The 18,977-nt window shown below is 38.8% G+C and carries 16 protein-coding genes; all 16 read right to left on the bottom strand.

Translation table 11 applies throughout. From position 1 onward, the window contains the following. Nucleotide 1: 1 nt before the first annotated feature. Nucleotides 2-1,486, bottom strand: coding sequence for a TNT domain-containing protein (locus NHH15_RS11750; RefSeq protein WP_262066869.1), 1,485 nt, complete (start codon nucleotides 1,484-1,486; stop codon nucleotides 2-4). A gap of 11 nt (nucleotides 1,487-1,497) precedes the next feature. Next, nucleotides 1,498-1,707: a hypothetical protein gene (locus NHH15_RS11745; RefSeq protein ID WP_262066868.1), complete on the bottom strand. Its 210-nt coding sequence runs from the start codon at nucleotides 1,705-1,707 to the stop codon at nucleotides 1,498-1,500. After that, nucleotides 1,704-2,021, bottom strand: coding sequence for a hypothetical protein (locus NHH15_RS11740; RefSeq protein WP_262066867.1), 318 nt, complete (start codon nucleotides 2,019-2,021; stop codon nucleotides 1,704-1,706). Before NHH15_RS11740 ends, NHH15_RS11745 begins: the two co-directional genes overlap by 4 nt. A gap of 1 nt (nucleotide 2,022) precedes the next feature. Then, nucleotides 2,023-2,700, bottom strand: coding sequence for a DUF4176 domain-containing protein (locus NHH15_RS11735; protein ID WP_262066866.1), 678 nt, complete (start codon nucleotides 2,698-2,700; stop codon nucleotides 2,023-2,025). Between the two features lie 14 nt (nucleotides 2,701-2,714). Next, complete coding sequence (essC, locus tag NHH15_RS11730; RefSeq protein ID WP_262066865.1) at nucleotides 2,715-6,869, bottom strand: type VII secretion protein EssC; 4,155 nt, start codon at nucleotides 6,867-6,869, stop codon at nucleotides 2,715-2,717. Nucleotides 6,870-6,873: 4 nt separating this feature from the next. After that, complete coding sequence (locus tag NHH15_RS11725) at nucleotides 6,874-7,980, bottom strand: type VII secretion protein EssB/YukC (protein WP_262066864.1); 1,107 nt, start codon at nucleotides 7,978-7,980, stop codon at nucleotides 6,874-6,876. Nucleotides 7,981-7,994: 14 nt separating this feature from the next. Then, nucleotides 7,995-8,426 carry a hypothetical protein gene (locus tag NHH15_RS11720; protein ID WP_262066863.1) on the bottom strand — a complete coding sequence of 144 codons (432 nt, stop codon included), beginning with the start codon at nucleotides 8,424-8,426 and terminating at the stop codon, nucleotides 7,995-7,997. A gap of 137 nt (nucleotides 8,427-8,563) precedes the next feature. Continuing rightward, entirely contained in the window at nucleotides 8,564-8,971 is a 408-nt protein-coding gene (locus NHH15_RS11715) for a hypothetical protein (protein ID WP_262066862.1), read from the bottom strand. A 178-nt stretch (nucleotides 8,972-9,149) separates the two neighbouring features. Next, nucleotides 9,150-9,668, bottom strand: coding sequence for a DUF6560 family protein (locus tag NHH15_RS11710; RefSeq protein WP_262066861.1), 519 nt, complete (start codon nucleotides 9,666-9,668; stop codon nucleotides 9,150-9,152). Nucleotides 9,669-9,702: 34 nt separating this feature from the next. Next, nucleotides 9,703-9,846 (bottom strand): RHS repeat-associated core domain-containing protein, encoded by a 144-nt coding sequence (locus NHH15_RS15890; protein WP_416386582.1) that lies wholly within the window; start codon nucleotides 9,844-9,846, stop codon nucleotides 9,703-9,705. 51 nt (nucleotides 9,847-9,897) lie between these two features. Next, entirely contained in the window at nucleotides 9,898-10,572 is a 675-nt protein-coding gene (locus NHH15_RS11705) for a hypothetical protein (protein WP_262066860.1), read from the bottom strand. Between the two features lie 359 nt (nucleotides 10,573-10,931). After that, a complete protein-coding gene (locus tag NHH15_RS11700; RefSeq protein ID WP_262066859.1) occupies nucleotides 10,932-11,615 on the bottom strand; it encodes a hypothetical protein in 684 nt (227 codons plus the stop codon). A gap of 20 nt (nucleotides 11,616-11,635) precedes the next feature. Next, on the bottom strand, nucleotides 11,636-12,766 hold the full coding sequence (locus tag NHH15_RS11695; RefSeq protein ID WP_262066858.1) for an RHS repeat domain-containing protein: 1,131 nt from the start codon (nucleotides 12,764-12,766) through the stop codon (nucleotides 11,636-11,638). 461 nt (nucleotides 12,767-13,227) lie between these two features. Beyond that, nucleotides 13,228-13,812, bottom strand: coding sequence for a hypothetical protein (locus tag NHH15_RS11690; protein WP_262066857.1), 585 nt, complete (start codon nucleotides 13,810-13,812; stop codon nucleotides 13,228-13,230). Next, nucleotides 13,809-14,201, bottom strand: coding sequence for a hypothetical protein (locus NHH15_RS11685; RefSeq protein ID WP_262066856.1), 393 nt, complete (start codon nucleotides 14,199-14,201; stop codon nucleotides 13,809-13,811). The genes NHH15_RS11690 and NHH15_RS11685 overlap by 4 nt, the downstream gene beginning before the upstream one ends. Continuing rightward, nucleotides 14,182-18,966, bottom strand: coding sequence for a DUF6531 domain-containing protein (locus NHH15_RS11680; RefSeq protein WP_262066855.1), 4,785 nt, complete (start codon nucleotides 18,964-18,966; stop codon nucleotides 14,182-14,184). The genes NHH15_RS11685 and NHH15_RS11680 overlap by 20 nt, the downstream gene beginning before the upstream one ends. Nucleotides 18,967-18,977: the final 11 nt, after the last annotated feature.

Raw genomic sequence — 18,977 nt, 5'->3', positions numbered from 1 at the left:
TCTAATATTTTTTAACAACTGATGGGTCAGGAACATAATATTGATACCCTCCTCCTGGTTGTCCAAAGTTTGGGGCAACTGTACCTTCCATTATTTCAGTTCCTTTTGGAATAACTAGCTTATCAACCTGTGTATATGAGTTACCGCTTGGTAATGCTAAATCAGCACCAGGATTCGCTGTTTTATTTGGTGTGTACCAATAACTTTTTGCACCAGAATCGCCACCATGATATCTATAAACTATCTTATCTTCTATAAGCACTGTTACTTTAGCATCTGATGTAAATGCATTTTTAACGTTCTTTTGAAAGATAGAATTTACGTTGTTCTTAATAAAATTATCAACATCAGCTCCACTAACTCCCTCAACCTTCTCAACCACCCCGTCCTTTATCTTCGGACTCTTCACATCCTTCGTCTTCGGAGTTGTTCCATCCAGCTTCTTAGTTTCCGCTCTCTTTGCCTTTAAATCTGCAATCTTAGCATCAACCTTTGGTTTGAGCTTCACTCCTATTTTAGCACCTACCAGACTACCTATAAATGTACCGGTTACTGTCGCGGCGCCCTCCGGGGTTTGAATTGTATCCATAAGCCCCTGACCTGCCATCGTAACGATAGAAAGAGGATTTTTCTCTAACCGGTCGCTGACGTCTTTTGCACCATGCAGCCAGCTTGGCAAAGCTTCTTTCGGCACCTTCCCCAACATTTCTACACCCTTAACTCCAACGACTACGACTACTGCCGCACCTATCAAAGCTACTTCCGGGAATAAAACCACTACTAAGGTTGTAATCAATCCTGTCGCAAGACCCTTTATTGCTGATTTACTGATTGAACCAAAAAGCTCCCAACAGTTATCCCACTTGTCTTTTTCACTTGTAAGTGTATCATAAGTTGCATTAATCTGGGTACGAAATTCATCATCTCTTTGCTCATAAGTCTTTAAATGATTCTCATAAATATCTCTGATTTCTTGAACATTATCTCTCGTAATCGCTGCAAGGTACACCAACGAATTTGCTCTTATATCTTCTATTTGCTGATAATTTCTTTCTCGTCTTTCTCTTTCCTCGTCTGCATCTTCTCCAATACCAAAGTAGAATCCACTCCATACATTCGTATTCCAGCTCTGTTCTACACTATTTACCTCGGTCTCCATCTGCATAATATTAAAAGCTGTATCATAGGTGTCCACACGCACTTGGCTTTCGCGATTTCTTGCAGGTACCGTGCCTTCCATCTCACCCAGATAGCTTCGCAGCATATTTTCCAGATGTCTCAGCTTCTCTTTTCGGTTTACAAGTTCGGAACTAACTTTTCCAATGCTACTCTCTAACTCACTCACTGCATCTGATTTTTGCTCATTTAGGAATCTCTTCATATCAAGCAGGCTGTCTTCCAATTCTTCTACCGCATTTGTATAATTTCTGATTCGATCTATTATCTCATCCAAATGTGAATAATTGATTTTTAAGTCTGTTCTCATCTATACCCTCCCTACTCGAAGTTTAGAGAATTCAATATTCCAATAATACTATCGCACTCCGCTTCGACCGCAATCACCCGATCCTCCATTTCATCCCTTCTATAATTATTTTCTAAATCCATGTCCTCAAAATTCTGCCGCACAGCATATTTTAGGTGCTCAACTTCTCTGATGTAAGCAGAAACTTGATTGGATGCTTCCCATGCTGCTAATACACTCATCTTACACCTCCGCTGCTTTTTTGATACCCCAACTTCTCCTTGGCTTCGTCATCAATATCTTCAAAGGTATCTGCAATCTCTTTTCCTTTTACCGCAACTCCCTGCAGATTTTCAATGACCTTTGTATTACTCTCATTTAAATCTTCTAACATGTTTTTAAACTTGGCCAAAAAATCCGAGTTCATTCCTTCAAGTAAAGATACCTCTTGAGTAAAAGGTCTATGGGCAAAATTCTTATATGTGGCGATTGCTTCTTCTAGGTTCACTGTCCTTTTAATCAGACCGGTCTCATCAAGCTTTAAATCCTTGTCCATTCTACCTTCCCTCCTTCTTTACTTTCCTGTTGAAAGCTTCAATCTCTTCTTTCTGAGCATAACCGAAAGAACTTTTTCCTTGATTCAGAATTAAATCTTGCTTCATTAGATAAACAAAACCATCCTCTTCCTCATCCCGATATCCCTTTCTAACAATCTGTTGCACCGCCGCTCTCGTAAAATACATAATTTCTGCTTGTCCCAGCATCCCGGTAGGATACACAACTGCACCATATGGAAAATAATAGTGTTTTCCCTCTTCTCCCAGAAACCGGTGCGTAATTACCATTCGAATGTGATCCACCTTGTTTATATCCGGTGCTGCCTGATAGATTTCCTTTCGCAAATCCACTACCGTTCCAAGCGGCAAAGTATCCTCCATTATATCCAACATGGTAACCAGCATATGCCGAAAGCTTTCTTCTGCAAAAGCAACCTCCTGGTCTTCTATGATAAGATAGTAATCTTCTCCTTCTCTTTCATATCGAATGTGATTCCCTTCATCTTCATAAAAACGATCCTTTTCTACAAAGGCCTCATAAATCTTAAGTAATGTCCCTATATTTTCAGAATACCTTTCCCCAATTTCCTTTAAGATTCCTCTTTCTAATTCCGATCTGCTCTTATCGCTTCCTAAAAACTCATTCCACAAATTCATACGATATTCTTGTGCTTTCATCCTCCACCTACTCCCTACTTATGCTCGATAACTTTTACTTTTCTATTTTCACCCCGCATAGAGTAGTATCCCCATTCCACGCTTCTGTTTTCTTCTCGTATACCTGTATAAGAAAAGACACTTTGTTCCTTAATATTTCCAAGAATTAAACCGCCCTGACTTTCTACCAAAAGAGTCAGGACTTTATTCGTCCTCGCCCGAAGCTTGGCATCCGCACTTGCAACCAAACGAATCCCACATTTCATAGCACTCACAAACAGTTGAACAATCTCTTCGTTGTCATCGATGGTCTCCATAAACTCTTGTATTACATCAATCACAATGTATTGTGATTCCCGCTGATGAGTTCCCTCTATTAGAGAATGCTCCTCTCTTTTTTCCACTTCCTTGGCAATCTCTTCGAAAAGTGTTTCATATTCCCTACGTGTTCCTCCATATAGATGCTTTGGGTACTTCTCATGTTCTCGCAGTTCCTCATTTCTGGCATCAAACAGATATACTTTCTCATCTTTTAGATGGTTTAGTATGTTCTTAATTCCATTTGTTCGTCCCATTCCCTGTCCGCCGATTAGAAGGCCTGTTCCTCTTTGAATATCCAGATACCGCACCTCTAAAGTCTCTGCATCAATACCCACCGGTATTTTGTCTGCATCCTTTTGGTATCCCGGATATCTTGGCAGCATATCGTAAGTCAGAACTTCCGGCAGTGTTGCGATTTCTTGCGCCCTCTCCTCACTGCTCTTTTGAGCGACTTCTTCAATTTTCTTTTTCAATTCCTCATTGTAATTTAACTCATCAGTAAAGGGCACCGCCAAGTAAAGCTGCATCTGATGAATCTGATCTGTTTTAATTAAGACCCTACCTTTATCTTCTTCCTGAAGACTGATTGAACTTCGCCCAATAAATGCAAAGTTTTCTCCTTCTACAAAATTAAATCCTGCAATTCGTTCCTTGAAGTTTCCTTTTGTCGCTCCCCGCATTACATTGTCTCGAGTCATCGTAACCGCCAAATAAATTCCAAGACTAGCGCCATCTCTGGACACCTTTTGAATAAAAGCCACTACCTCATCTCCTAATTCACTTACCACATCATATTGATCCACCAGAATAACAATGGCCTTCATCTTCTCTTCCTGACTCTGGTTGTAAACATGGAAATTCTGTGTCATGGTCTTTGCAAGACATCGTTTTCGATCCGCCATTTCATCTAAAATCATTTTTTGAAATTTTCGAAGCTTTTCTCCGTCATCAAATCCCATATAATCTGCTACGTGAGGCAAGCCTTTATAAGGAATTAATGCACTATTTCCTAAATCAAGAATATACATATTTAAGTTCTGAACAGCATTTTTCATTGCAAGACCAAGTATAATCTGACCTAAGAACATGGATTTCCCATACCCTGATGAGGACATATATAGAAGATGCCCTTGCTTTTCAAAGTCAAGGAAATATTCTCTTTGATCCTGTTCCTCCGGAATGTCTACTCGTCCAATTCCAAGTGTTAAATCTAAAACGTTAAATGAACTGCTGTCTCTTACTTCCTTGGTGTAAGGGGAAAGAAGAGCGCCAGGCAAGGATGGCAGCCAGGGCTTTTTCACCTCTACCGTCTCCATCCCTTGATATACTTCATGAATATGAGAGACAATTGCATCTAACTGTGTTTCTTTCATCTGGTTGCTTTCTCTTGTTCCTCCAAGGTCTTGATTAATCAGTTCACCCTGTCCAATCTCATTGATTTCATAAACCCGGTCATCTTCCTTCGCTTCCTTTGAGGCTTCCTTTTGATAGGTAGCACCACTCCATGCGGACTGAAACAGCTCATAGATTTCATTATTCCCCACCTGTAAATAAGCACGGCCGGCCTGTGTAATATTGGCTGCATCCGGTGTTTTGAGCATTTCTTTACTGTCTCCGGCATTTTGCACCTTTAAACAGAGCTTAAACTTACTGTTGGTCCAGATTTGATCATCTACTACACCACTGGGCTTTTGTGTTGCTAAAATCAAATGGATTCCCAGGCTTCGTCCGATTCGGGCTGCTGAAACCAGCTCACTCATAAATTCCGGTTGCTCCTTCTTTAACTCAGCAAACTCATCACTAATCAAAAACAGATGCGGAAGAGGTTCTTTCACTTCTCCTAAACGGAAAAGCTGATTGTATCCATTGATATGGTTTACATTATGCTCTCCAAATATTTTCTGTCTTCTGGATAATTCTGCTTTAATAGAGACCATTGCCCGCATACTTTCTGCCTTATCTAAGTTGGTGATGGTTCCAAGAAGATGAGGAAGGTCAGAAAAAAGATTCGCCATTCCTCCTCCTTTGTAGTCAATGAGCAAGAATCCCACTTCATAAGGATGAAAGTTTGCTGCTAAGGATAGGATATAAGATTGAACAATTTCTGATTTTCCCGAGCCAGTGGTTCCGGCAACTAACCCATGAGGACCGTGAGCCTTTTCATGAAGATTTAATTCCACATAATCTTCCTTTGCACGGACTCCCAAAGGTACAGACAGGGATTTGTGAGACTGATGACTCTCCCATCTTTTTTGAATCTCCAATTCGTATGGATGTTCAATTTTATATAAATCAAAAAAAGTAATCGATTCTGGTATCTGGCTTTTCATTCCCTGCTGATGCACAATACCACTGAGACGTCTTGCCATTTTCTCCAGCTCAATGTCCTCCAGATGTTGGATTGCAAACCGCTGATTCACATGCTCTCCTTGATTTAAGAGAAGTCTTCCTTCTTCTTTGTTTTCAATAAAACAAAGTGTCTTTACATTTTCCGGGAGGTTCTCCTGTTGATCTGTGGTATAGATAAAGCTATAGCCTAAGTTTAATTCTTTTTCCTGAAGATATTCCATAATGGTATGATTCACAATCAATGATGGCTCATCAATAATGAACAGAAAATGAGGGCTAAAGGTTACTGCTGCCTGCTCTTCTTCCTGTTTTTGTTTCCGTTCCTTTAAAATCTGTTGAATGCTGCCAACAATCTGATCTCTTGCCTGTTCCTTACAAATCTCTCCCGTTACATTCAGACTTTGAATCTGAAGATGAGGGTACCATTTGAGATAAGAAAACTCCTCCTGGTAACGCTGGTGATAAATCATTATAATCTGCAGATCATGGTAACTATGGAAAAAGGTAAGCTGTAAAAGCAAATATTTAATCTGCTCATGTACATTCTTTTTGTATCCAACCAATCCTAAATGAGACTTTCCCAATTCCACATTTAAGGGTAGGTAAGGTACTGCTTTATACTCCTTGGCAACTTCTTTTGCTTCCAGACTTAATTCGTCTACTTCCAGTTCCAGCTCTTTGTTATCATAACCAACCGCTACAAAGGATTCTCCTTTATAGAAACCGAGATTGACTTCCAAAAAATCCTCCTCTAAAGGTGTTCGTTCATAGAGACGGCTGCTGTACTGCTCTACCATACGCTCTATGGTTTTCGCTCTTGGATACTGATAGGCAAAAGATTCTTCTTCTTTTTTTCGTTTTTCTTTAATGGTTTTCCTCGTATTTAAAAGATATTCTCGATAAACCTCTTCTCGTCGCAGATTGGATGCTTTCATCTCTTTTCTCTGCTTGATAAAATTTTGGACAGAAAAAATGGTGGTAATCACAGTCATACCAACACTCATATAGATGTAAGGTCCTCTCTTTAACATAAATCCCATCAAAAGCGTAAATGCCATCGTACTCAGCGTCGGAACTAAGAGCGTAAGTATTCCACCCTTTTCCATACTTTGCTTCCTGGGCGGCGCCTTCAATTCGATTTTATCCTGTGTAATGGTATGAATCACTCTTGGAGAGCGCTTGTAGAAGGGATACTCCGGAAATCTTCCATCCTCCTTTGGCATAGGAGCAAGAGTTGTTTGAATGTCTTTTACTCCTTCACCCTCTATCTCGATGCGATCGGCAAAAAAAGTGAAACGAAGACCTGCAATAAGGAATTCATCTCCCTTTTGGATTTGGATACGTTCTTGGGTTACCGGCTTTTGATTGTGAAGCAGTATGCCCATCATTTCTCTTTTCAACTCCATATAAGAGCCATCTATTCTTAGGGTAATCTCCTCCCCATTTGGAATGAGGATATCTACAAATGGATCTTTTGCATTCCCTGATAAAATCATCTGTTGTTTTCGCTCAAACATCATCCCTTTATTTCTCCTCGTTATTCTCTACATTCTCTTCATACTTCTTCCCAAGTTTATTGATATTATCCTCCAAGGTCTGGATACGCTGGCTTTTTTCTTCTCCTGCTATTTTCGTGTTCGTTTCCAATAAACTCAATTCCTTCATATAGGCATACATCAATAGCTGATCATCGGAAAGAGCCTGCGCCATGTCCTGAGCCTTATCCGACTGTAAACGTCCCAAATAAATCCAGTACTCCAATTCTTTTTCATTGCTTGAGGTAGAGAGCTTTGCCACAATACTTTCTATTTCTTCTTTTTTCAAACTCTCACTTCTTGCGTAAGAGGTTGCCAGGATATATTTGGTGGATGCATCCATCTCCTCTACCTCTGTTTCCTTCATCTGGTCAATGCAGCCAACAAAGTCTCTTGCGATAAAGCTTTCATTGGCCTGAATCAATTGCCTTTGCTTTGGCAGTATCTTTAAGCTTAAATAACCCATGCCTACCAAGCATCCAATTAGAAGCACTGTTGATAGAATGGAAACTGTTGTTTTGATTCGGTTTGAACTCTTGGTAATTACAACCTTTTTTTCTTTCATCTCCTTTTGCAGGGCATCTCGCTTTTCCCTTAAAAGCCCCGCCATCTCCTCTGGCGTCTGTGCGTTTAGATAAGGAATAAAATCTTGTTCTTTCTTTAGAAGGTTGCTTCCACTTTGCAGAAGCATCGTTGTCGTATACTTCTTCCCAAGAACACCTCCCACATATGCACGATACACTTCCATAAAAGCTTCTTCATTTCCCTCCACTCCTTTGGAATAGAGGTCTCTTTGTTGAATTAAAACCAAGAAATTTTCATCATAGAAAAGATTTCCCGGTGTAAAGGAAATCTCATAAATCTTTGTAAGAGACGCCAGTTTTACCATATTAATAAGCAGACGGTATTGATTCTCCCGACTCTCACCTTTAATTTCTGTAATCGGCTTTAATCCTTCCATCTCATAATGAAAAATAAGCTCTTCCAGTTCCTCCTCATATCTTGCTGGAATAAATCCTTCTGTTTTATGTACCAGTCTTTCATAGTCGTAAAACTCTTTGGCATTTAGACTGGATTTCTTTACTCTATTCTCCATCTCTTCTGGCTCCTTTATATCTGACATAATAGGTTGTATCGACTTGTATCTAGCTCGGATATCTTATTATCAATTAGCATAATCTGATAGGAAATATCTCCTGCTACACTGGCAGCATTACTCACCCCGTTTGTAATATTATTCACTAATTCGGACATTGATTGCCTAAGGGACTTTGCCATCTCTCCTTCGAACTGAGATTTCTTCTCGATTTCTTTTGCATCACTATTCCCATTTAGTCTTTGGAATGCATTCGACCAGGATTCTCTTCCAGGCTCGAAGCTTCCCTCTACCCATGCCACATCTTCTCTCGCCCCAGTATACATCGCAATCTCATCCTCTATGTTGGCTACTTCCTGATAGATTTGCGCTACTCTTTCGGCCTCTCTTCTTTCCGCCTCTCTTCTTTCTGCATTCCTTCTTAGTTCAATTGCATCAAAATCCATATTTGTATCCTCCTTTTACCATTTTGAGTATCTTATCTTTGAAAAAATTTCAGATTCTATGTCCGGATCTTTTAAATCTCTTAATAATCCCATTAAATAGAGTGAAACAGGATATCCACTATAATATATTTCAAATTTCATATCGGATGAAAAAAGCTCTTCTTGCACTCAAATCTAACTTTGTTTAAATCTAATCCTATTTTCACAATCTTTTCACGAAAATACTCTTTCAACTGTTCCTCTTTCATCGATATTTTGTTCATAGGACTCTTGTTAAATGTAAATCTAATTAGCCAATGTTCTAATGCTGCTATATCATGTTTTATGATTTCTATTGGATTATCCAGTTCATCTATCTTTGACATAGCATAATTAAATCCAACATAGTCATTTACGTTAAAATCATAGTTCTCAAACTCTTTAATTAATCCCTTTTCTTTCATTCTTCCCTTTATTAGGGGATTAAGACTATAATCATCATACGAAACTTCTATGTATATACCATTTGATAGTTCATTCCATCCATATATCTTTAGACGTGACATGTCTATATCCTCGAAATTTTCTTACATGAAATTTATTAAATCAACCTCTTTAATAGACTTATTTCTCACATATATTCCGTAAACATCCTCCTCTGATTTTTCTGTATCTCTTCCACATAATCTAGGGGATTATGAATTCTACTTCCAGCTCTCCAGAACTAACCTTTATCTCTTCAATTTATGCTTTTTTTGATTTATAGACTTCTACTGGAATACCCCTCTCTATCATTTGCTCTACAAACCTTTGAAATGGCATATTGTCACTGAATTTAATGATGGTCTTTGTTCCTACATAAACCTTAAAACTACCACTTTTCGTGTATTTCCCACTCGTTATCATCGCAAATGTGTATCTTTTTGTGACCCCTATAAAAGATCTATATATTATCTCATCACCCTTTACTTCTACATAGTAAAGTAAGCATTCAACTAGTCCGTATAGACTCACTAAAAACATTCCTCCAAATACTACTAATATTCCTGGACTCGTTTGTTTCGTCCATACAGCCAATACGATAAGTGCACCAAAAACCACAACACCTACTCCTCCGATAATTAGTATCAGGCCACTGTTCTTTATAATATAATCACTTTTCTGTTCCATTTTTTTATTGCTCTTATGTTGTAAAATAAATAATAATCTAATTACAACAACTGCTCCTATCCATGGTAATACTCTTGCTATACTTCTCCACATAATTTCCTTCTTCTTTTATGATGCACACTTGACTTCATTCACCAATATTTTTAAATCCTTTCACAATATCCTCACTGATAAATCTACCCACCTGTGGCAAATACTCTCTCACCTGAGCATAATAAGTTCCAGCAATCGAATCCTTCTGATACCCGGTATAAGTGAATGGCTGTGGTATCCTTGGTTCATCATCTGATTTCCAAACTCTTCATACTGATTTTTGCTTTGCCTATTCTTCTAATTCAATATCCCAGTCTTGAGGTGAGCCGGTTGCATCCAAATTCTCGTAATACCAAAAATATTCCTTTTCCCCAAAATAATCATATATAATCACTTCGGTTGGTTTTTGGTTCTCTATCTTTAAATCCCTCACCTTCTCTGTTCGGCTAATACCCCAAATAAACTGTTCATCGGGATTAGCTCTAAAATCTGTTTCGAGATAACTGGTGTTAATAAATTTACGTATCAAGTTTTCATTTGTACCTATTCTTATTCCCTTTCTACTACCACTAATAATAATTATCTTCTCTGCCGCATAAACATATTGATTGTCTTCATTACTTTTTTTACTGATTTTTGCACATATTAATTCTTCAGTGTTTTTATCCTTTATTACTGTATAAAAGAGGATGGCGTTATTTTCACCTTCAAAGCGTATTATCTCCTCTTTGATATCAATCCGATATTCATATTCTTCTGCCACATTCCACAACTCCATGGCTTTATCTATTGAATCATAATATTGCGCATTTTTATGGGCTTCTTCACTTTCTTCTATTATCTGGTCTATACTCTTCATTTCCATGTTTGCAAAAGATTTATATATTCCACAAAAAAGGATTGTTAGAATGCCAAAGCCACATACAATTACTATGATTATTATATTTCTGTTTGTTTTATTCATTTATACTTCCCCTCTCTCACCCAGGAATTACAATCGCTCGTATCTTTTAGCCCCAAATATTTAGGCGCCTGCTTAAGCATTATCTCTAGTACATCAATCAAAAGTTTTACACCGCCTGTTCCTGCTACACCCACAAGTGCGGGACTAGCACAAGCCAACGCAGCACAGCCAGCTGCTACTATCGGCGCTACAATACAGTATCCTCTTACAAAATTTGTGATAGGTGAATGGCTGTGGTATGCTTGATTCTTGACTCATCATACTGATATATGTCCTCTTGTCCATTTAAAACGAAAAATCTTTTCCTTTTTAGTACTATGTACTTCCTTTGTAATTAATTAAATTTTTTCTTCACCTATTTATTCTTCTAATTCAATATCCCAGTCTTGAGGTGAGCCGGTTGCATCTAAGTTCTCATAGTACCAAAAATATTCCTTTTCACCAAAGCAGTCATATATAATCACTTCGGTTGGTTTTTGGTTTTCTATCTTTAAATCCCTTACCTTCTCTGTCCGGCTGATGCCCCAAATAAACTGTTCGTCGGGATTAAATCTAAAATCTACTCTTGAGTAACTAGTATCAATATAGTCGCGTATCAAATCTTCATTTGAACCCACAATTATTCCTTTTCTATTATCACCAAAAATCAGCATCCTTTTCCCAGCATAAACAGGTTGACTATTCTCATTACTTTTTTTACTGATTTTTGCACATATTAATTCTTCAGTGTTTTTATCTTTTATTACTGTATAAAAGAGAATGGCGTTATTTTCACCCTCAAAGCGTATTATCTCCTCTTTAATATCAATCCGATATTCATATTCTTCTGCCACATCCCACAACTCCATAGCTTTATCTATTGAATCATAATATTGCGCATTTTTATGAGCTTCTTCACTTTCTTTTATTATCTGGTCTATACTCTTCATTTCCATACTTGCAAGAGATTTATATACTCCATAAAAAAGAATTGTTAGAATGCCAAAGACACATGCAATTACTATTATTATTATTATTATTATATTTCTTCTTGTTTTATTCATTTATACTTCCCCTCTTTCACCTAGGAATTACAATCGCTCGTATCTTTTAGCCCCAAATATTTAGGTGCCTGCTTAAGCATTATCTCTAGTACATCAATCAAAAGTTTTACACCGCCTGTTCCTGCTACACCCACAAGTGCGGGACTAGCACAAGCCAACGCAGCACAGCCAGCTGCTACTATCGGCGCTACAATACAATATCCTCTTACAAGATTTGTGAAATCATGTTGAGTTGTTTTTACAGATATCGTAGCCCCTAATGGAATATTCGGCAAATCATCTAATCCAGGTATTTTCAAATCTCCTGTATGATAGGAATCCGAAATTTTACCATAAAATTCAGATTTATCCCAACTGATTTGCATCCCAAAAGCCGTTGTAACCTGTCCCTCGTTCATAGATAAGGAAGAGGATATTCCACATTTTTTCCAATCATTAAAGTTCACATTTGCTGATGCGGAAGCCTTGAATTTCCACATTTGGGGAGTACTGAAATTTACTGAATAACCTGTAAACCTTTTTTTAGTATTAATATTGGCTACTACTATATTTCCACCTTGATGCGATGTGATACTTATATTAGTTAGCTCACCATCACTATCTTCATAGTGTGTCCTCGTCACTCCAAATACATTTTGTACCATAAACTCGGTAACTTCATCTTTTAGAACCTTCATGTTTTCAATATCGGCTATACTAATATCTGGCATCCGTCCATCCCGATCCACCAAATCCATCGGCCGATTCCAACAATAAGCATAATGATTCATTGTAACTGGATATACTCCATTTCCCTTAATCACATCCTCACTGATAAACCTACCCACCTGTGGCTGATACTCTCTCGCCTGAGCATAATAAGTTCCAGCAATCGAATCCATCTGATACCCGGTATAGGTGAATGGCTGTGGTATACTTGATTCTTGGTTCATCATCTGATTCCCAAACTCATCATACTGATATACGTCCTCTTGTCCATTGGAGCTCAGTAGGTGAATTGGACTCCCCAAATCATCCTGGAAGTAGAAGAAGCTCTCTTCCTTTTTCCTTCCACTTACCACCTGGAAGTCCCAGGTAAAGCTAGTGTGTTCCTCTCCTTCACTTCTTTCCAATAAGTTATGATAGTCCTTCGTTAAGTCCAGGATATCCAAGACTTCCTTCTCTCCAACTCTTTTTCCAACCCGATGTCCCAGACCATTGTAAAGGTAGGCTGCAGATTGATTAACTTCATTATTTTTTTACTAATCTTTGCACATATCAATTCTTCTGTATTTTTATCCTTTATTACCGTATAAAAAAGAATCACATCATTTTCACCTTCAAAACGTTTAACCTATTCTTTAAATGATAGTTTCATATCTATATGCTTCTTCTTGTTTTATTTATTTATTTATTTATGCTTCCCCTCTTTCTATCTTCTGTTTGTATATCAAGCTTTTCTCTTACTTCTTCTAATGTAAGTTCAGATAAATCAATTTGGTGAGGCTCTTGACTCCAATCCTATACATCGTAATACCAGAAAAGTATATTTTATCCGCAGACTGATTTATCATAGCCGACTCATTTCTATAATAGATATTTGATTCGCCTAATAAGGAAACACATTTTCACTCTAATCGTACATACTTACTTGTCCGGTTCGTTCTGGGGAAAAGGAAGTCATATCAGCCATCATAACCAAAATAATTACTATTTCTAAATCAACCTTTTCATCAACAAATTCGATAGCCAATTCCTCGTCCTTTCTTCTTTTAGTAATTATGGCCACCTTATGTCCAGTACTTGTTTCAATAGTCCATTCATAATCTTTGCCCGGACGTTTTACGGATGTATTTCCAGCCTTATTGATATATTCAATACCATTTACCATTACTCTTTCTCTTTCCAAAATCCGTCCTACTTTGACCATATCGGAATATCCAACCAACTTATCATCTAATAAAACTTCATATTTCCGACTATAAAACCAAGCATAAATTGTATTTATCACAGGAATAAATTCCAGAAATCTATAATATTTATTTTTTTGCTTTACTTCATATCTATGGTTTATCTCAGCGTGCCAATATATATATGCCGCACCTCTATGATAGTTTGTATATGAATACATCATTGGAAAATCACCTATAAAGTATTTATAGAGACTTCCCATATCACTTTCTTCCCGTTTACGAACAATGCTATATATCTTTTTCATAGTTTATTTTCTCGTTTCTCTGATACTAAATTCATTCCTACATATGTTCCTGTAGTAACTCCTATTGCAATAACCATATCTCCATCCACTTTTGATAATATGATAATTGGAAGCATACCCAGTACAGAAATGAACATAACAATTCGAATTGTTGCAATATAGAATTTAACAAAATCAATTTTGAAAAGTTTATCAAGTACTTTGTCAAGACACCATACCACAACAATAGTCCCTACACTAGCAATAATTCCAAAGATTAATGCTAGTAAAACATATAGCCATATCCCATAATAACTAAATGATTTAATAATTATGGCACAAAGTTCAAATACAAGCACCACCATAAAACATGCAAATTGTTTTTTTCGCTTAATCCACCTCACACTCATCGTTAACTTGTCCCCTCTCTTCCCATGTGATATTAATCGCAAATCCTACCCCTTCTGAAGCTCCCATTGTAAATTCCTTTTTTTTGATATCCAAACTGGCCTTAATACCTACAGAAAAAAGATCTAAATCTGCACCTATATAAATTCTTTTGTCCAACACCTCTAATGCAAGTACCTTTCCACGTAAAGATACCAATGTCCCATACAACTTTGCTCCCACATTTTTAGTATTTATTCCTATATTGGCTCCCCCATGAACAACTTCTAATTCGAGTATCGATTGCAACAATCCTTTATTATCCTTATAACTAACTTTACCTATTCCTCCATCAACGCTTATAATGTTTAGTCCTATTGTTGAATCTTTTTTAACCTCCTTACCTATATCAACTGTACTTGGCTTAATTTTTAAACTTGGTCCTTTAACGTCACTATGATATAACACATCATCATCATACCCTCCCGGGCCATTTCCCTCGATACTATATGGCACCAAATACTCTGGATGTTCATAGAACATTATTATGTCATCATGGGTTAATCCATCCGGCATTTTTCCATCTCGATCCACCAAATCCATCGGCCGATTCCAACAGTAGGTATATTGATTCATTGTAACTGGATTTATTCCATTTCCCTTAATCACATCCTCACTGATAAACCTACCCACCTGTGGCTGATACTCTCTCGCCTGAGCATAATAAGTTCCAGCAATCGAATCCATCTGATACCCGGTATAGGTGAATGGCTGTGGTATACTTGATTCTTGGTTCATCATCTGATTCCCAAACTCATCATACTGATATACGTCCTCTTGTCCATTGGAGCTCAGTAGGTGAATTGGACTCCCCAAATCATCCTGGAAGTAGAAGAAGCTCTCTTCCTTTTTCCTTCCACTTACCACCTGGAAGTCCCAGGTAAAGCTAGTGTGTTCCTCTCCTTCACTTCTTTCCAATAAGTTATGATAGTCCTTCGTTAAGTCCAGGATATCCAAGACTTCCTTCTCTCCAACTCTTTTTCCAACCCGGTGTCCCAGACCATTGTACAGGTAGGCTGCAGATTGATTTAAGGTGAAGTTCTGTGCCTTCTCCAGACGATTCATCGCTCCGAAAGTATACTGATGAGTCAACTGGTTGTTTTCCGTTATCGCCTTTAGGTTCCCCCGTTTATCATATGCGTATTCTTTTTCCAATACACCATCCGTCTCTTTGATGAGTTGGTTCTGGCTGTTATAAGTATACTCCGTCTTCTGATTTTCTTGTATCTTACGGATGCGATTGCTCAGATGGTCATATGCGTATTCCCGGATTTTATTTCCTGCTTTTTCCACACCTAGTAAACGCCCAATAGGGTCATAGGTATAGGATAATTCTTCCTCATTCTTATGAACCTTGCTCTTTAATCCCATTTGATTGTAAGCATAAGTGTAAGAGTCTAAAACCTCTTCTCCCTTTTGATGGACGAGGCTTTCCATCTGTCCCTTTTGATTATACGCATAAGAGGTCGCAAACCCGAGATTCGATTTCTTCTCGATAAGATTCCCTCTCTGGTCATAAGCATAGGTCAGCTCTTGTTCTTCTGATTTTAATCCCTTTAAGCGCAAGCTCTTGTCATAAGAGTAGAAAACTTCTTTCCCATCGGGGTACCGGATGCTTCTTCGCTCTCCCGATGGTCCATAAGTATAAGACACTTCTTTTCCGTCCGGATAAGTGACCTTTTTCGCTCTTCCTCTGGTATCATTTTCAATTCTGGTGATTCCTCCCCAGTCTTCGATTTCTTTCAGATGTCTCAGGGCATCGTAGGACAGCTTAACTTCCTTTCCATCCTCATAAGTAATCTTTTGCAGGTCTCCCTCACGGTTGTATGCATAAGAAGTCAGGTAACCTTCTTGATCCACTTTCGAGAGAAGCAAACCTCTTGAATCGTAGTGATAGCTTTCTTCATTTCCCACTCCATCAATTACCTTTGTGATGTTCCCCATTAAGTCTCTTTGATAAGTGGTTCCCGGAACACTTTCCAATCTTCCCACTGCATCATAAGTATACGTGGTTTCATGACCTAAGGCATCTACCACTCCCACTAATTGTCCTGACGGTGAATACCGGTACGTTGTTGCATTGCCTTCTTCATCCGTAAAGCCTGTTAAGTTTCCAACAGCATCGTAGGTATACGCTCTCGTCTCTCCTTGTGCTCCTTCTATCTTGATAAGCTGATGAAGGCAATCATAATAATAGGTATAGACATACTCCTTCCGGTTCGTATAGGTCTCCACCTCTCCCACTTGATTATACGTATAGATTTCCTTCGTTTGATCCGGGTAACTTACTTCTCTTAGCTTCCCTCCAAGAGTATAGTCATACTTCGTAACGCCTCCTGCTTCATCCCAAATCTCTGTAATGACTCCGTTTGCATTGTAGGTGTATTCCCGCTTCTCTCCTTCTCGACCTTCTTCTCTTATAAGGTTTCCCATGGCATCATAAGTAAGGGTCAGGCTGAGTCCCAAAGCATCCCGCACCTCGATTAGATTCCCTTCCCCATCGTAGGCGTAGGATTCCTTTACTCCCTTCTCATCCTTTACTTCCACAAGGCGGTTTAAGGCATCATAAGCAAAGAAGGTTTGATTCCCTTCCTCATCCTTGATGCTGGTGCGGTTTCCCACTGGATCATAGGTGTAGCGAATGGCCTCTCCATTCCCATTTCGCACCCGTCCCAGAAGATTGTCTTCATTGTAAACGTATGTGGTCTTCGCTCCATTTGCCTCCGTTACCCTTGCCAGGTTCCACATCCTGTCGTAATGCAGGAGGGTTTCCCTGCCTTCCTGATCAATGATTTTACAAGGCTTTCCAAGCTCATTGTATTCTCTTTTTAAGATGGTCTTATCAAAGTCACAGATCTGAGTGACCTTGTTCCCTTGATTGTATTCATAATGACGCTTTTCACCCTTGGCATTTTCCACCTCCAATAGGTTGTCTTCTGCATCATAAGTATATTTGGTGGTGTTTCCGAAAGCATCCTTCGTTGCGATGACACGGTTCTGGCAATCGTACGCATACTCCGTGGTATCCCCATCAGCTTCTACAATGCGAAGGATGTTTCCTCTTTTGTCATAACAGAGGGTAATCTCGCCTCCGTTTGGCATCTGTATCTTTTGAGGGAGACCCGGCTTTTCGTATTGGAAGAGCTGACGGTTTCCTAAGGCATCAATGGTCTGTATCAAGTTCCCGGTTTCATCATACCGGTTACGAAATTTCTCCTGTCCTCCAATGCGTAAAGAGGTGGGAAGATTCTTCTCATTATAAGTAATCTCTGTCTTTAGCCCCAGAGGATTGATGATGCGGGTGAGGTTTCCTTTTTCATCGTAATTGTACTGAGTCTTTCTTCCCAGCTTATCCGTTACAGAGGTCTTCTGATTCAGCTGATTGTAGGTGAACTTCTCTTCCCCGTTGTGGTATACGTGACGGATATCCCGAAACTTTTCATCATGATAATAGGAAACCTGACTTCCGTTTCTCTCCGTTAAGGTTACCTTCCGCTTCTCATCATCGTAATCATAGGACATACTTCCCTCATCGGGGAATGCCTGGTGGATGGTTCTATTTCCTTCATCGAAGGTATTTTCAACCAGAGTGATTCCTCTTGGATTAATGACTTTTTGAAGCTTTCTCTTGGAGTCATACTCATATCGGTATTGATTCCCCTTTGGGGATACAACGTTTTTTAGAAGTCCCTTCTCGATTTCATAGGTAACAGTTCGCTGATTATGATCCGATACAGTCTGCAGGTATCCATCTTGCTCATAAGTAAAGGCAAAGTATTCTCCCGTTTCTTTTTCTACTTTTGCTACTGAGAGACTCTCTCCTGCATAAGTATATTGAAACAGTAGTCCTTTTTGATTCTCAACCTTTTGACACCGTCCCTTTCCGTCGAAGAAGTATTTCATTCCACCCTTTTTCTCATAAATATAGGTGTCACCGCTCTTAGATAATTCTCCCTTACTATGGTAAATAGAGAAAAGCTTTTCTTTCCCTTCTTGTAGGAGAAACCGTTCTTCCTTTCCCTCTTCCAACAGAAGAATTACTTCTTCCCCTTCAAACAGAAGGCGTACCTCATAGTTGTGGTTCCAGTCTCTTCCAAGACTCCCCTTTCGCCGATTGATGCTATTATAGAAACGCCGGAAAGTAAAAGGAACTGGGTTCTGTATCTCCAAATCCGTTTTATCATAGATAAAGTTCCCAGTACTTAAGTTTACCGGGTCCTTTGAAAAGATTGCACTGATAGTCTCTGCACCTTTTACATTGGAAAGTATAGTATCAAGGGCAGCATCTGCATCCTCCATTACTTGATTCCACTTCCTTTGCTCCACATCAAACTTCGCCATAAAGTCCGGTGAATTCAAAGAAGTAGTAACCAAGAACTCCCCCATGGAAGCAGCTCTTTCTTTAATCTGATTAATGGTCTGTGTTAATGCTTTCGTCTCTGCTGCGTACTGGGTATCCATCCTTTGGATAAGCCTGGCATTCTCACGGCAGTCATCCAGCTTGTGAAGCATCGAGTCGATATCAATTGCGTCAATTGCCTGGCGCAGTCCGCTTATGGATGTGTACGCGTTATTATTACGGACATCCGCTGGGACTCTTCCGATTACTGCCTCTACTTCCCCTGCTAACTCCCTTACATACTCCATGGCATCTTTGATTTCTTCTAACGCACTTTTGGCCTGAGAACAGGTCTCATTAATATAGTCTTGGTCAAACACTCGATCCATTCTTTTCTCCT

The organism is Aequitasia blattaphilus, from assembly GCF_024721305.1.
GTDB lineage: Bacteria > Bacillota > Clostridia > Lachnospirales > Lachnospiraceae > Aequitasia > Aequitasia blattaphila.
Note: the sequence above shows the minus strand (reverse complement) of the source record. Positions and strands in the feature narration are given on the sequence as shown.